A 14663-nucleotide genomic window follows, 5' to 3' on the forward strand; every position below is an offset into this window, starting at 1 on the left:
TGAAATATTTTTCATTTCAATCTGATAAGATTCTGGCACACTAAAGCTATAACAAAATCAATAACATTGTTGTTAGGGAACCCACATGTCTCAATCTGCTAATAAGCTTAGCCTCACTGCCAGAATCTTTATCGGCATGGGCGCCGGAATCATTACCGGTTGGTTACTTCAGCTTCTTTTCGATAATAGCGGAGATTTTCGCTTTTCGATATTCGGCTTTGAATTTTCCACGTATACCTTTTTGGTAGAAGGTATATTCTCCACAATCGGTGCTATCTTCATCGCCAGCCTGAAAATGTTGGTTGTCCCGCTAGTGTTTATCTCACTTGTCTGCGGTACGTGCAGTTTATCTGACCCCGGAAAACTGGGTCGTCTGGGCCTCAAATCCGTATCGTTATATATACTCACAACAGCTATCGCAATTACACTGGCCATCAGTCTGGGATTAGTTGTCAGCCCCGGCAGTAACGTATTAATGCCTACAGATGCAAGCTATGTGGCTAAGGAAGCCCCCTCCTTCTCTCAGGTTATTATTAACATGTTCCCTACCAACCCCATCAAATCCATGGCGGAAGGAAACATGCTGCAAATTATTATCTTCGCCGTGTTGTTCGGTGTAGCCATGGCGATGACCGGCGATGCTGGCAAACGCCTGGGCGCGGTATTTGAAGATTTAAATACGATTATCATGAAACTGGTTACCATTATCATGAATCTGGCGCCATACGGTGTGTTCGTATTAATGGCCAAACTGTTCAGCACCATCGGTGGTGATATGCTTGGAAGTCTCGCGAAATACTTTTTCCTCGTATTAGTCGTGCTTATTCTGCATGGTACGATTGTGTATTCAGTGCTTCTTAAAACCATGACCGGTCTGAGCCCGTTTACCATGATTAAGAAAATGCGCGACGCCGCCCTGTTTGCCTTCACCACATCCAGCAGCAGCGCCACCTTACCCGTGACCATAGAAACTGCACGTAACAAACTGGGCGTGGGCAAATCGGTTTCTTCTTTCACGCTTCCACTGGGTTCAACCATCAACATGGATGGTACTGCCATTATGCAGGGTGTAGCCACCGTGTTTATCGCACAGGTTTATGGTGTGGATCTGACACTTGGTGATTACATTATGGTGGTCTTCACCGCCACGCTGGCTTCAGTAGGTACAGCAGGTGTGCCGGGCGTAGGCCTTATAATGCTTGCTATGGTACTGCAACAGGTGAATCTGCCTGTGGAAGGTATCGGTTTGATTATCGGTGTCGACCGTTTACTGGATATGACCCGTACTGCCGTTAACATCACCGGAGACTGTATGGTTTCCTGTGTGGTGGCAAAGAGTGAAGGTGAACTGGATGAAGCGGTTTACAATGACCCGGATGCCGGGATAAAAGAAGAAACGGTGGACTTCGAACACTTCGATAAAAATGCTTAAAAGAAAAAAGGTGGCCCCGGCCACCTTTTTTTATACTCTCAGAACACACAACATTAATGCTATCCGTTGAGTGCTCTTGCCGGATCAACCTTTACTGCCCTTGAAGCCGGATACCATGTTGCCAGCAAACACAATACAAAGGCAGTCGATACAGTAATAACCACGTCCTGCCACTGCAATTCTGACGGCAGAAAATCGATAAAGTAAATATCTCCGGACAACACCGTTATGCCTGTCTGCTTTTCAATAAAAGTGACAATGGCAGAAAGATTAGGCGCCACGAATACCGCTGCCACGGTGCCGCAAACAATGCCGGTTACACCGTTGATAAGGCCCTGAATCATGAATGTGCGGCGGATAAGACTATCTCCTGCCCCCATGGTTTTCAGGATTGCTATCGCTCCCTGCTTTTCCCTGACGGCCATCACCAGAGTGGACACAATGTTAAAACAGGCTACGGCAATCACCAGGGTCAGTGAAATCATCACAACAACACGCACCAGTTGAATATCGTTGTAAAGGTGTCCCTGGGTACGCATCCAGTAGGAAATATAAACTGCCTGGCTGAAATCATAACCAATACTGCGCATGGTGTCATAGGCGTCGTAAGGATCTTTCAACATAAAACGCAGGCCCTGGGCACCGCTGGTTACGCCGGATTCCTTTGATGCGGTGTTCAGGTGCATCATCGCCAGGTAGTTATCCATTTCACCGCCCACATTAAGACTACCTGCCACAGTAAGATGCATCAGATGGGGGGCTTTGAAAGCCATATTATCTGTCGCTGTCGGGATAAGAACACCAATGCGGTCACCAGCCGATAACGACAGTTTCTGCATCAGTCCCTGCCCCAGCAAGATTTGATCATCGCCCGAGGTAAACTGTTCCCAGCCGGCTTTCGTTACCTGATCCCGCCAGCGGTCATGACTGGCGCGGCTAATATCAAGACCGGTAATTTCGACAGCTTTCAGGCTACCCTTATGCTGCAACATACCGGTAATTTTTGTATAAGGCTCAATGCTCTCCACTCTGGGATCCTGCTCAAGACGGGCTATCTCTTCTTTCCAGTTTTCAATGCCTTCACTGTTAACGGCGTAGAGTTCACCATGAGGGATAACGGCAAGAATACGGTTCAGCAATTCCCGTTCGAAACCGTTCATCACCGACAGCAAAACAATGAGCACAAAACAACCCAGGCCAATCCCCACCGTCGAAGAGAAGGAGATAAAAGAAATGTAGCCATTTTTTTGCTTGCCGCGCCGGAAACGCGAAGCAAGCTGCCATGCCAGATTCAACCTGCCGCCTCCCCGTGAAGCAATCCGTCTTTAATATGCAAAGTACGGTTCATTCGTGCGGCCAGCGCATTATCGTGGGTCACGACAACAAAACTGGTGCCCAGGCTTTCACTGAGAGATGTCAGTAAACCGTAGACCTGCTCGCCGGTTTTGTTGTCCAGATTCCCGGTGGGCTCATCGGCCAGAACCAGAGCGGGACGATTTACCAGTGCACGGGCAATTGCCACCCTTTGACGTTCGCCACCTGATAAAGCGGATGGTTTATGCATCAGCCGGTGCGTTAACCCCACCTGTTCCAGCATGTCAGTTGCCGCCTGTTTTGCCTTTTTTTCCGGCATACCGCCAATCAGTAAGGGCATGGCTGCATTTTCCAGTGCTGAAAACTCAGGGAGAAGATGATGGAACTGGTAAATAAAACCAATTTTCTGATTGCGCAGTGCTGCCAGCTGAGACGGTTTCATACCTGTCATGGACTCGCCATGAAACCAGACTTCACCTTCATCAGGTTTGTCCAGGCCGCCGAGAATATGCAGTAAGGTACTTTTTCCTGAACCCGAACTGCCGAGAATAGCGACATGCTCAGAAGTATGTACGGTAAGTGACACATCAGAGAGAACCGGCGTATCGGTTTCGCCGTCATGATAAATTTTTGAAATCCCGCGACACGCGAGTAGTGCATCCATATGAAATCTAGCTTCCGGAAGTAATTCTACCTGAGCGAATACTAACGTGAGGGATGCAAATGACCAACAGAAAGCGTTGAAAAACAGATAACTTTAGAGGAAAGTGGCGGAGCGGACGGGACTCGAACCCGCGACCCCCGGCGTGACAGGCCGGTATTCTAACCAACTGAACTACCGCTCCACTGGGATATTGTGTCTCTTGAATGGCGGAGCGGACGGGACTCGAACCCGCGACCCCCGGCGTGACAGGCCGGTATTCTAACCAACTGAACTACCGCTCCACACAAGAGAAGGCGCGAAACTAAATGGCGGAGCGGACGGGACTCGAACCCGCGACCCCCGGCGTGACAGGCCGGTATTCTAACCAACTGAACTACCGCTCCGAAGAACCATATTAGTTTTGCTATTGAAAGTGGCGGAGCGGACGGGACTCGAACCCGCGACCCCCGGCGTGACAGGCCGGTATTCTAACCAACTGAACTACCGCTCCACTTTTTTCAATTTTTTCAGCAGCTTGCAGATTCTTTATTGAAGTCTCTGCCCTGACTGCGGCGCAGATAATACGTATTCCCTATGGTCGAGTCAACGGTTTTTTTAGATAAAATGTGCCAACATGCATCGTTTGCCTGATTATTCGCCATAATGATGTAATAACCACCGTATAGCATGCTGGCAGGGCCTGCAAACCGTGTTTCAGCTATGTAAGTCACCTGGTGAAAACCACACTGCCCGGCTACTTTTCTTCGCTGTCAGGCTTCTTCTTTTTAAATTTCGACAGTAAACCAGCCAGCATACCCGGCTTTTTCTCTTTATCTTCTGCGCCTGTAGTAGCCTGAGGCGCTGCCGGAGCAACCGCAGGTTTGGCAGCCTTTTTTCGCTTCCATACAATAAAGCCTACAATGAGCACACCAATCAGTATTATCGAGCCGTTTACCACTGCAATAAGCATGATCATTGTGCCGTCATCCATTCCGGGCTCTTCCGGTGGCAGTTGTACAGACGGCATGGATGGCGTGTCTTTTAACAATGCGGCTTCAAGATCCCCTGCTCCACCTGTCACAGGCGCTTCGTCACTCTCTTCGCCACCGGTTTCGCCTAAAAAGGTATATTCCGGCACATCGAGGATCACGTCCCTGCCATCGATGGTGCTCGCGTAGGCAGTGATCTTTACTCTGAACAAGCCGTCTTCATAGGCGAGGATCCGGTGTAAGCGGGCTTCAGATGAAGGTTCAGTAATGGAAAAGTTCTGAATATCGCCATTGGGAAACCTGACTTTTCCGTCTATCAATAACGATTCAATATCAATCTGGTCACGGACCACATCAATATGTAAATCGTGGTAACCCTGTTGTCCGTCATCCAGTGTTTCACTCAATACCACGGGGTTCGGGTGTAACATGATAACCGGATCAATTTGTTCACGGGAAAACATGGGAGTATCCACGGTGAAAACAGGACGCCACTCACCGGAAGGGATTGCCAGATTAAACTGCCCGGTGAACACGCCGTCTTCCGGCGCTTCGTCCATGCCCCTGCCATTATCTTCAAAGGTGGCGATGAGTTCGTCTTTCGCGCCGAAGTTATCAAAATTCGGATTATTGGTACTTTTAAGTTCGATAGACAAATCAACCACTTCACGGAAAGCCGAATAATCAATGGGCTTGCCACCATTCGTCAGGTAGGCGGTTTGTTTGAGCACTTCACCTGAGAATATAACAGCCGGCAGAGGATCGGCATGAAGCTCAATGCCTGAAAGTACCATAACCCGGCTTTCCGGTAACACCTGTCCTACAGCCTGCCACGGTCCCGGCACCGGATTTTTTATCTTAATCATGTCGAAGGTATCATCGTCATACCATTCCACATTATTTTTTTCAGCCTGTGAGGAGAATATCTTCGAGCCGTCTGGACGCACCAGAACCACGGGTGCAGAACCAAACTCACGGAAGAAAACCATGGTTACTTCGTCCACTTCATGATCGATGCGGAAGCGGTTACGAAGCAAAAGAATAGAATTTTGATAATCATCACCCAGTGCGGTTAACGCACTGGTGTCGACGGCCGGTTCATCACCGGCCTGTTGTGCTGACAGCGAAAAACTGCCGGCAATAAAGAATAGCCAGATAGAAGTTAAAAAAGGAATTAACTTTCGGGAGTTGCTCGCCACAAACACTTTCCACCGCTCTTTTGCACAATATCCAGTCGTGCTTCATGTTGTTCTAATTCATCGGCGGAGGCGCGGATAACCTTTAATTTATTTCCGTTTCGCTGAATACGCCGGATCCCCTGAGTATCGCCGCTTCCTTCGCTGTTCTGGCCGGCCAGATTCAGTTTTGTCTGGCCACCGGTCATCAGCAGATAGACATCAGCAAGAATTTCGGCATCCAGTAAAGCGCCGTGAAGTTCACGGTGACTGTTATCTATGCCGTAGCGCCGGCACAATGCATCGAGGTTATTTTTCTGCCCCGGGTGCATCTTTCTGGCAAGGGATAAGCTATCGAGCACAGAACAAATATCGTGAGTTTTGACCCCGGCAGTGGGAGCATTCATACCGAATTCGTGATCCATAAAGCCGACGTCGAAGGCCGCGTTATGAATTACCAGCTGAGCACCGGTGATAAAGTCGATAAAGTCCTGCGCCACGTCTGCAAACAACGGCTTGTCTGCCAGAAATTCATTGGTAATGCCGTGAACTTCAATCGCTTCCTGTTCAACAATTCGCTGAGGGTTAATGTACACATGAAAATGATTGCCGGTGAGTTTGCGGTTAATAACCTCAACACAGCCAATTTCAATGATACGGTGACCTTCTTTAGGTTCGATACCCGTGGTTTCTGTATCGAGCACGATTTGACGCATGTCTGCAACACCTTGTTTTATCTTATTGTTGCCGGGTGCCCCGCGAATTTCAGATTTTCGCTGGCACAGGCGGTTTCAGTTCTTTAGTATACCAGGACATTATCCCGGAAACACATTTCTGACGTAAAAAAGGCCCTTCATGGCAAAGAAAAAAATCGCGATATATACCGATGGATCCTGTTTAGGCAACCCCGGACCAGGCGGGTATGGCGCACTGTTGATATTCGGAAAACACAAAAAAGAAATCAGTGAGGGTTTTAATCAAACCACCAATAACCGCATGGAACTGATGGCCCCCGCTGCTGCACTGGAATGTCTGACAGAACCCTGCATTGTAGACATTACCACCGACAGTCAATACGTTAAAAACGGCATAAACCAGTGGATAAAGAACTGGCGCAAAAACGGCTGGCGTACAGCCGATAAAAAGCAGGTAAAAAATGCTGACTTGTGGAAGCGTCTGGACGAAGCCGTGAAGAAGCACGATGTGCACTGGCACTGGGTTAAAGGCCACTCCGGCCATCCGGAAAATGAGCGGGTTGATGATTTAGCCCGTGAAGCTGCCGGCAACCCTACGCAGGACGATACCGGCTTTTCCGGTTAATTCACCGGTGAAAGAAAACCTGGCGGATACAGAGATGATTATCCTTTTGAACGCAACAACTCAGGCACGTATTTTGAGTAACGCAGGGTAAAGTAATGGATAATTCAAAAATCGTTCTAGTCACTGGTGGTAGCCGCGGTATTGGGGCTGCTACTTCCAGATTGTTTGCTGCAAAGGGATATACGGTTTGTATCAATTACAAGTCCAATTCAGAAGCGGCTGAAGTTTTAACTCATGAAATCAACACTCTGGGTGGTCGTTGCTTTACCGTGCAGGCCGACGTCTCTCAGGAAGCCGGTGTAATGCGACTGTTTAAGCGAATTGACGATGAACAGGGATATTTATCAGTTCTTGTAAACAATGCGGGCATTTTGCGTCAGCAATCGCGGCTCGAAGAGCTTACGGCCGAAAGAATCAACAGCATTTTGACTAACAATGTAACCAGTTACTTTCTTTGCTGCCGGGAAGCAGTGAAGCGCATGTCGACACATCGAGGCGGACAAGGAGGCACTATAGTAAATGTCTCATCGGGTGCCTCCCGTACCGGTTCGCCGGATGAATATATCGATTATGCAGCTTCCAAAGGAGCCATTGATACTTTAACCAGAGGGCTGTCTCTGGAAGTCGCCGCTGAAGGCATCCGGGTAAACTGTGTCCGGCCGGGTTTAATAAACACAGATATGCACGCTGACGGCGGTGAACCTGACAGAGTTAAGAGATTAAAGAGCATTATTCCCCTGCAACGCGGCGGTGAGCCAGAAGAAGTGGCAGAAGCCATCTATTGGCTCTCGTCTGACAAATCTTCATTCTCGACAGGCAATTTTTTAGACCTTTGTGGCGGGCTTTGAAAGCGAACTAATTCGCTTTCTCTGTGCCTTTCATTTTGTTTTCTAAGCGCTCTACATTCTCAACAAAATAATCGTAGTATGGAATATCTTCTGTAGCGACAGCCAGCGCTTTCTTCGCATAGGTCAGCGCTTCCCTGAGTTTTTTTTGTCCTTCATAGCCATATGCAACGCCGGCAATAGCATCAGGGTTTTCAGGGTGGTGGGACATATTATGTTTATACAGCTTCATGGCTAAATGAGGCTTTTTCTGCCAGTCAAAATAGTAACCCAACTCCCGAACAACGTTTTCAGGTGGTGTCGGGTCAATCCCCCATTGTTCACCTAAACGCCGGTAGTAATCATCGATAACCTGCATATCTGCACTAACTTTCTCACGGGGAAAGGCTTTGCTCATGAAAAATGATTGATATGCGTTAAAAATGCCAGCCGCCGACGTTAGCCCATGAGAAACGCCGGGGTACTCGTTTACGACTAAGTTTAAATGAGGACTTTCATTAGTTGAAAACGAAGTTAACAGCTCGTCATAGTAAGGTCGCATTGGTTGCCCTTCATTACCCATATTCATATAAACATAGGCAGATACAGACGGCTCAGAGGAAAGCCACTTTTCGGTTCGCTCCACCATCGCGCCCGCGTTCCACCAAACCGCAGGACTATAAGCGATATATGCATCAAAAAGACCGGGACGCGCTTGCATGGCATACAAACTAAACACACCGGCAGCCGATGCCCCTGAAATAATACGGGTCGAGTGTGTGCGATACCGCTCTTCAACATCGGGGATGAGTTCCTGCTCAATGAACGCAAGAAATTTTTTAGCCCCGCCGCCAATGCCAACAGGGCCATTTCTGTCCTGATTCACAGTGGGATACATGTCGCGGAGTCTGTCTGTATTTTCAACCGCCACGATGATAACGTCGGGGGCTGCGTCAGCATCTTTTAATCTGCCCAGGATCTCTTTCATCAGAGGAATATTCTCAGCTCCATCAAGCCGGTAAATAACAGGATAATTCTGTGATGTGGTGAAATAATCCTCAGGTAGCAAAACCTGATATTGCCGCTGTTCGTCAAGTACCTTTGAATCTATGTCCACCACTTCATAATCATTTGCCAGACCCGGAAATGATGAAACAAGCACTGCAGCAGAAATCAACCATTTGAAATACTTCATACTTATCCTTGTAATTTTTCTTCTACCATAACAGCTTATCAGTGCATGTTGTGTGATTTCTGGCATGTTATTTTCGTAGAAGTTTACGTGAACACCTTCCTGTGAGCATGTAAGTGAATTGTATCAATGAAATATCTGCATTTGATTAAAGGATACTTTAAATGCGATCCAGACAATCGCTACTTTAAGCGAGAAACAGAATTCGATATTCGCATTGAACCCGTGTTCAGGCAGTTCAAGGGCTAATACTTGGGTTCCTACGTCATCAGGCAGCTCGCCTGCTACTGCCTGATAGCGCCTGGTGTCGATTTGAAATACGACGTCACCTTTTTTCACGTGCTGTTTGTCTTTTATTGCAAGTGTAGTGACCCAACCGGAAACTTCGGGAGCAAGCGTGACAATGCCAGCCTGAATACGGCCATCTCTTGTCAAGGGAGAATACAGATAGGATATAGTTTTAATTGTTCTTATAAGTGGATGATACGGACCATATTCTCACTCCGCCCCTGATTGAACGGTCACAACCGCTCAGTTAAATGCGTGATATGGACTTACGGATAATATATTCTGTCGTCGCCTTTGCTAGAATGAAAGTTGCAGATAAAATTCAGGACCCACTATGTTTGTACTCCGTTCCACTTTCGATGAACAGCGTCAGGCTCTACTGGAAAGCCAGAGAGAAACACAGCAGCTGAAAGACCGTATCTCTCAACTTGAGCTTGAAACCCGGGAATTTCACGGAGCCGTTCAGGCTGAACCTGATCGTACTATCGAAAACGGCCTTCTGGATGCCATGCTGGAATCGTTGCAGCAGATTAGCGGGATCCGCGAAACGGTACTCAGTTCCTTTCTGAATATTTCTGCAGAGAAAGACAGTATTTCAGATCTCAGTGAGCTGTTCGGCTCAAGTTCTGACTCGCTGCAGTCCATTCTCAGTGAAATGGGTCAGCTTGATAATAAAATGGGCAGAATGAATAATGAAATATCCGGCTTGTCCGGGACGGCGGATAACATCAACCGTTTTGTGACTACAATCAGCAGTATTTCAGACCAGACAAACCTGCTGGCACTGAATGCGGCCATTGAGGCTGCGCGGGCGGGGGATGCAGGGCGCGGATTCAGTGTGGTTGCGGATGAGGTTCGAGCGTTGGCTAATGAAACCAACAAGTCTGCCAGCGAAGTCGCCGACCTGGTCAAAGGAATTATTCAGTCTACCCGGTCTGCTGTGACGGTTGTGGATGAGTTGCAGGGCAACAATACTCAACTTTCTGACGGTATCCAGCATCTGCGTGGCAGTTATGACCGCATGATGTCTCACTGTATGAGCATGAAAGACACTATCAGTGAGTCTTCCCATCAGACCTTTGTACAGACGGTGAAACTGGACCATGTTGTGTGGAAAAGTGAGGTATATGCCGTGATTCTGCAGAAGAGTCATAAGGCCGCCAGCGAGTTTGCTGATCATCTGTCCTGCAGACTGGGTAAGTGGTATCAGCAACAACAGAATACCGGTATTGCGGGGCTGGATGCATACAAAAAACTTGACCAACCCCATTCTACCGTCCATCGTTGTGGTGTAGACGCAATGAATGCAGCCGCTAATCAGCAGAATGAAAAGGCACAACAACTTCTGGAGCAAATGGAAGCCGCCAGCAAGCAGGTCATGGAGTTGTTAGACAGAATAGCCGGACACCCGTTATAGCGGACCGCTCTGGATATCTCTGCAATTGCTGAGCGTATAACACTGCTTAGTCAGCTGACTGCCAGCATTGCTCATGAAGCCAATAACCCCATTGCGTATATAAAAAATAACTGACAGCTTCAGAGCCATCGTAGATTTCAGGCAGTGGACGATATCGTATTGCTTGCCCTCCATCGATAAAGTTCTAGCTCTGTCACGAAACTCAAGGTGACAAGTCACGATTTGTGACATTGATGCCAAAGACAATAAATGGCATATATCGAGTACTACCGACTGACCTTTTGAAAAAGTTTTCACTACTGTAAAAATCAATATCATTGTTTTCAGAAGAAAGAATATGATGTCCGCTTTACGTACAGGCTGTGTGAAAACTCAATTTTTACCGGTACCATTGTGATAGCTCTATACCGTAATTCTGGGTCTATAAAAATTTTGAATGAGTGTTGCCGCATTTCTTAGGTTGTCAATGCGGATATAAGTCCTCCCCCCCCATGATTTTCATCATTTTTTAAAGTTGTAAGCTAAGACTTGCAGACTCACGTCAGTTTTAACGTGTTTTAGCGTCTTTGTAAGCAATTGGTGAGTCCCTGCCCGATCAGCTCGGGACTGGCGATTTGCCCTATCGAGTTCCATGAGATAATTGGAATAGTAATCCAGAACTTCGGGAAACCTCGTGCTTAAAGTTCTGCTTTGGTCTTCGATAAATTTTGACATATACCTGAAAACTATCAGCTTTTTGATAGTTTCATTTTACCAACTGACACCCAGATTGAGGATCAATAGGTAAGACTGATTAATCATATAAAACGCATACTTAGACCAAAAGGTGATCAATAGTTTTCACACAGCCTGCGCACAAATCAGTCGTTCGGAATCAATCGACCTGATTAACGCACGGGCAAATACACCCTACTTTGCGCCTCTGCCATGGCCACATCCGGGTAAAAGCGCAGTCGCTCTATGAATGGTGGGAACTGTTCAAAGTGCCAGTCATAACCCCCTTCGCCAATAACCTGTTCAATGCGCTGTTGTAACTTTCCGTCACAGCCTGTTTCTATCCAGCTTAAACAATGCAAAGCTGGAATGTGAGACTCAGAAACGCCCTGAGAATTCGGCGCAATATCTTTGTCATGCTCTGCTGCAATACCGAAGGTAGATGCCTCAGGTTCAGTAGTGCTAGGATCTGAATAAAAGATATTAAACGTCCGGCTTTGAGAAGGCGGCGAGCCATTCAACTTGCGCCATTGAATAAAGACCCCAACAGAAGCCATCAGCGTTTGCGGTGAACCTCTGTGAAGAAGCTGCGCCAGCTTTACACCTTCAAACTGAATTAACGCAGGCTCCGACGCATTCATAGTGGTCCTGTCTGTAGTTTTACTATTCAACACCATCACCACTCAACAATGATTTTGCCGCGACTGTCATTGGCTTCAAGGCGGGCATGAGCAGTGGCGACCTCCTCAACCGGCAATACGGTATCTACGTTCACAGTGAGTGTACCGTCGTCAAAACCAGGCAGTCCGTGTTCGCAGAAATCGCGGATCAAATCAGCCTTGTAAGCATCGCTGCGGTTTCTGAGTGTTGATCCCTGAATGCGGGCGCGCTTGCCCAACATCAATGCCATATCCAACTTGTCAGCAAAGCGTCCTGCCAGCATGGCCAGGTAAACAATGTGTCCATCTTGCGCGAGTACTTTTAAATTACGGTTCAGATAATCCCCTGCCACAAAGTCGAGCACAAAGTTTACGCCTTCGGGCCAGGTGTCTTTCAAAACGGCTGCAAAATCCTGTTCTTTGTAATTAATGGTAAGGTTAGCGCCCATGTCACGACACTGTGCTAGTTTATCTTCAGAAGACGCGGTGGTCGCTGTGGCAATGCCCTTCAGTTTGCAAAGCTGCAGTGCAGCCAGGCCAACACCGCTGGCACCGGCATGAATAAGGGCTTTATTCTGAGGTTGCAGGTTACCAATGGTGAATAATGCTTGCCAGGCAGTAAGAAACACCTCCGTGAGCCCTGCTGCGTGTGTCAACGACATGCTCTGTGGCACCGGCATAAGATGACGGGCATTTACCGCCACATATTCAGCGTAGCCGCCACCCGCTACCAGACCGCACACCTTATCGCCCACTTTCCATTGAGTGACATCATCGGCAACGTCAGTCACTTCCCCGGACACTTCGAGCCCGAGAATGTCGCTTTCACCTGGTGGTGGCGGGTATTTTCCCTGACGCTGCAAGGTGTCGGCGCGGTTTACCCCAAATGCATGCACTTTAACGAGCACCTGGCCACTGGCGATAGCAGGCGTATCCGTTTCACTGATTTTCAAAGATTCGGGCCCCGCGCCCTTGTCAAAATCGATATATCGCATCGCTGTACTCCCTCGTTTGACGATCTGAATTCAAAGATACCTATGGTCGTCATAAATATTCGGTTCAAAAGTCGCGCCTGATAATGAGAAAAGCTATACTGCGCGCCACTTACATCTAAGGGTTATCATAACAATGTCTGCCACCGTCGTCTTACAACCTCAACGTGATAAATCACTGCGCCGTCGTCATCCCTGGGTTTTTGCCAGCGCCGTTGCCACGGTTAACGGACGTTGCCGCAGCGGAGACACTGTTGATGTGGTAAGTGCAGAAGGCGACTGGCTGGGCCGTGGCGCCTGGTCTCCTGAATCCCAGTTACGGGTTCGCATGTGGACCTTTAACAAAGATGAACCCGTAGACAATGGCTTTTTTGTTCGCCGTCTTACTACTGCCCTCACCCTTCGTGAAAACCTGGTGATAAACGAAAACACTAACAGTTATCGCCTCATCGCTTCAGAGTCTGACGGATTGCCCGGCGTGACTATAGACGTGTACAACACGGTGATTGTGGTGCAACTCTTAAGCGCCGGTGCTGATAAGCAACGAGACAAGATTGTGTGGGCATTGAAAAAAGTGTTGCCAGGGAAAGACATTTTTGAACGCAGCGATGTGGATGTGCGTGCAAAAGAAGGACTGGAGCCACTGGTGCAGACGCTTCATGGCGATCCGGAACCGGTGGTCACAATTCTGGAGAATGGTATTCAGATTCAGGTAGATATTCGCAACGGCCATAAAACCGGCTTTTACCTCGATCAGCGTGATGCCCGTGCCGCTGCCGGCCGTTACGCCAAAGACAAAGATGTGCTGAACTGTTTCAGTTATACCGGCACGTTTTCGTGCTATGCATTACAGGGCGGCGCGAAACATGTCACCAATGTGGATGTGTCTGATCCGGCGCTTGAGCTTGCGGCAAAGCATCTTGAAATCAATCATCTCGACAGTGCCCGTTGCGACATGGTGAACGGTGATGTGTTTCAGGTTCTGCGTAAGTATCACGAAGAGCAACGACAGTTTGACATGGTGATCCTGGATCCCCCCAAATTTGTCGACAGCAAAGCATCACTGGGCCGCGCATCACGTGGCTATAAAGACATTAATATGTACGGTATGCATGCGGTGAAATCAGGCGGTTTACTGCTGACGTTCAGTTGCTCAGGGCTGATGCCGGCAGATTTATTTCAGAAGATTGTGGCCGATGCCGCGCTGGATGCCGGTAAGACAATTAAGATTGTTGAACGCCTGACTCAGGCCAAAGACCACCCTGTCATTGGCACGTATCCGGAAGGTTATTACCTGAAGGGTCTGGTGTGTGAAGTAACTGATCTTTAATCAGTTACTTCATTGGTTAGTTACTTCATTTCTGAAATTTCTACACCAATAATACAGCTGGCGTCTGTCTCAGGCACACAGCGAACCACGGTTGCAATGGCCGACAAGGACGGGATCTGGGAGCTGTTGGAGTCGATAGAAACGTTAACCTGCGTACCCACTTCAATGGATGGCTCTTCAACTTCCAGAGACATGCCTGTGGCACTGATATCTTTACATACTGCCTGATGAGTACGGCTGGATTCTTCGTCGTTAATCTGTACCTGGCAAGGCGAGTTAACCATCATCCTGAAAAAATTACGTTTATCGTCGTATCCTAACATGTCTTACTTCTCCCAACCTCTGGTCGCAACCTCGTAATATACTTCATCACT

At 48.0% G+C, this 14663-nt stretch carries 15 protein-coding genes and 4 tRNA genes; 5 read left to right on the forward strand and 14 right to left on the reverse strand.

Translation table 11 applies throughout. The annotated features are described in order from the left end of the window. The first annotated feature begins 85 nt into the window (after positions 1-85). Positions 86-1432 carry a dicarboxylate/amino acid:cation symporter gene (locus DS731_RS11890; RefSeq protein ID WP_119501533.1) on the forward strand — a complete coding sequence of 449 codons (1347 nt, stop codon included), beginning with the start codon at positions 86-88 and terminating at the stop codon, positions 1430-1432. Positions 1433-1491: 59 nt separating this feature from the next. Here the strand turns inward: DS731_RS11890 and lolE are convergent, their stop codons facing one another. The 9 genes from lolE to dnaQ all read right to left on the reverse strand — a co-directional run bounded on the left by lolE (position 1492) and on the right by dnaQ (position 6269). Next, positions 1492-2727 (reverse strand): lipoprotein-releasing ABC transporter permease subunit LolE, encoded by a 1236-nt coding sequence (gene lolE, locus DS731_RS11895; RefSeq protein WP_119501534.1) that lies wholly within the window; start codon positions 2725-2727, stop codon positions 1492-1494. Then, entirely contained in the window at positions 2724-3410 is a 687-nt protein-coding gene (gene lolD, locus DS731_RS11900) for a lipoprotein-releasing ABC transporter ATP-binding protein LolD (RefSeq protein ID WP_119501535.1), read from the reverse strand. Before lolD ends, lolE begins: the two co-directional genes overlap by 4 nt. A gap of 104 nt (positions 3411-3514) precedes the next feature. Beyond that, a tRNA-Asp gene (locus DS731_RS11905) sits at positions 3515-3591 on the reverse strand. A 23-nt stretch (positions 3592-3614) separates the two neighbouring features. Further along, positions 3615-3691, reverse strand: a tRNA-Asp gene (locus DS731_RS11910). 25 nt (positions 3692-3716) lie between these two features. Next, positions 3717-3793 (reverse strand) — tRNA-Asp (locus tag DS731_RS11915). 30 nt (positions 3794-3823) lie between these two features. Then, a tRNA-Asp gene (locus DS731_RS11920) sits at positions 3824-3900 on the reverse strand. Positions 3901-3916: 16 nt separating this feature from the next. Continuing rightward, complete coding sequence (locus tag DS731_RS11925; RefSeq protein WP_119501536.1) at positions 3917-4120, reverse strand: hypothetical protein; 204 nt, start codon at positions 4118-4120, stop codon at positions 3917-3919. Between the two features lie 23 nt (positions 4121-4143). Beyond that, positions 4144-5577 (reverse strand): TIGR03503 family protein, encoded by a 1434-nt coding sequence (locus DS731_RS11930; protein WP_119503407.1) that lies wholly within the window; start codon positions 5575-5577, stop codon positions 4144-4146. Then, entirely contained in the window at positions 5553-6269 is a 717-nt protein-coding gene (dnaQ, locus tag DS731_RS11935) for a DNA polymerase III subunit epsilon (protein ID WP_119501537.1), read from the reverse strand. The genes DS731_RS11930 and dnaQ overlap by 25 nt, the downstream gene beginning before the upstream one ends. 139 nt (positions 6270-6408) lie before the next feature. Here dnaQ and rnhA point away from each other — a divergent pair, with 139 nt between their 5' ends. Both rnhA and DS731_RS11945 read left to right on the forward strand, forming a co-directional pair. Beyond that, on the forward strand, positions 6409-6873 hold the full coding sequence (gene rnhA, locus DS731_RS11940) for a ribonuclease HI (protein ID WP_119501538.1): 465 nt from the start codon (positions 6409-6411) through the stop codon (positions 6871-6873). A gap of 95 nt (positions 6874-6968) precedes the next feature. Further along, complete coding sequence (locus tag DS731_RS11945; RefSeq protein ID WP_119501539.1) at positions 6969-7721, forward strand: SDR family oxidoreductase; 753 nt, start codon at positions 6969-6971, stop codon at positions 7719-7721. A 7-nt stretch (positions 7722-7728) separates the two neighbouring features. Here DS731_RS11945 and DS731_RS11950 read toward each other — a convergent pair whose 3' ends face one another. Together DS731_RS11950 and DS731_RS11955 are read right to left on the reverse strand one after the other, a co-directional pair. Then, positions 7729-8892 carry an alpha/beta hydrolase-fold protein gene (locus DS731_RS11950; protein ID WP_161599148.1) on the reverse strand — a complete coding sequence of 388 codons (1164 nt, stop codon included), beginning with the start codon at positions 8890-8892 and terminating at the stop codon, positions 7729-7731. Positions 8893-9015: 123 nt separating this feature from the next. After that, positions 9016-9324, reverse strand: a complete 309-nt coding sequence (locus tag DS731_RS11955) for a biotin/lipoyl-binding protein (RefSeq protein ID WP_232373351.1) — start codon at positions 9322-9324, stop codon at positions 9016-9018. A gap of 187 nt (positions 9325-9511) precedes the next feature. On the opposite strand from DS731_RS11955, the gene DS731_RS11960 reads away from it, so the two are divergent. Further along, entirely contained in the window at positions 9512-10594 is a 1083-nt protein-coding gene (locus DS731_RS11960; RefSeq protein ID WP_119501542.1) for a methyl-accepting chemotaxis protein, read from the forward strand. Positions 10595-11481: 887 nt separating this feature from the next. On the opposite strand, the gene DS731_RS11970 is transcribed toward DS731_RS11960, so the two are convergent. After that, on the reverse strand, positions 11482-11949 hold the full coding sequence (locus DS731_RS11970) for a GyrI-like domain-containing protein (RefSeq protein ID WP_161599149.1): 468 nt from the start codon (positions 11947-11949) through the stop codon (positions 11482-11484). Between the two features lie 35 nt (positions 11950-11984). Further along, positions 11985-12962 carry an NAD(P)H-quinone oxidoreductase gene (locus tag DS731_RS11975; RefSeq protein ID WP_119501546.1) on the reverse strand — a complete coding sequence of 326 codons (978 nt, stop codon included), beginning with the start codon at positions 12960-12962 and terminating at the stop codon, positions 11985-11987. A 133-nt stretch (positions 12963-13095) separates the two neighbouring features. Between DS731_RS11975 and DS731_RS11980 the strand changes: the two genes are divergently transcribed. Further along, positions 13096-14289: a class I SAM-dependent rRNA methyltransferase gene (locus DS731_RS11980; protein ID WP_119501547.1), complete on the forward strand. Its 1194-nt coding sequence runs from the start codon at positions 13096-13098 to the stop codon at positions 14287-14289. Between the two features lie 20 nt (positions 14290-14309). Here DS731_RS11980 and DS731_RS11985 read toward each other — a convergent pair whose 3' ends face one another. Further along, positions 14310-14612, reverse strand: a complete 303-nt coding sequence (locus DS731_RS11985) for a PilZ domain-containing protein (RefSeq protein ID WP_119501548.1) — start codon at positions 14610-14612, stop codon at positions 14310-14312. Positions 14613-14663 lie beyond the last annotated feature (51 nt).

This window comes from Alteromonas sp. RKMC-009 (genome assembly GCF_003584565.2).
Lineage (GTDB): Bacteria > Pseudomonadota > Gammaproteobacteria > Enterobacterales > Alteromonadaceae > Alteromonas.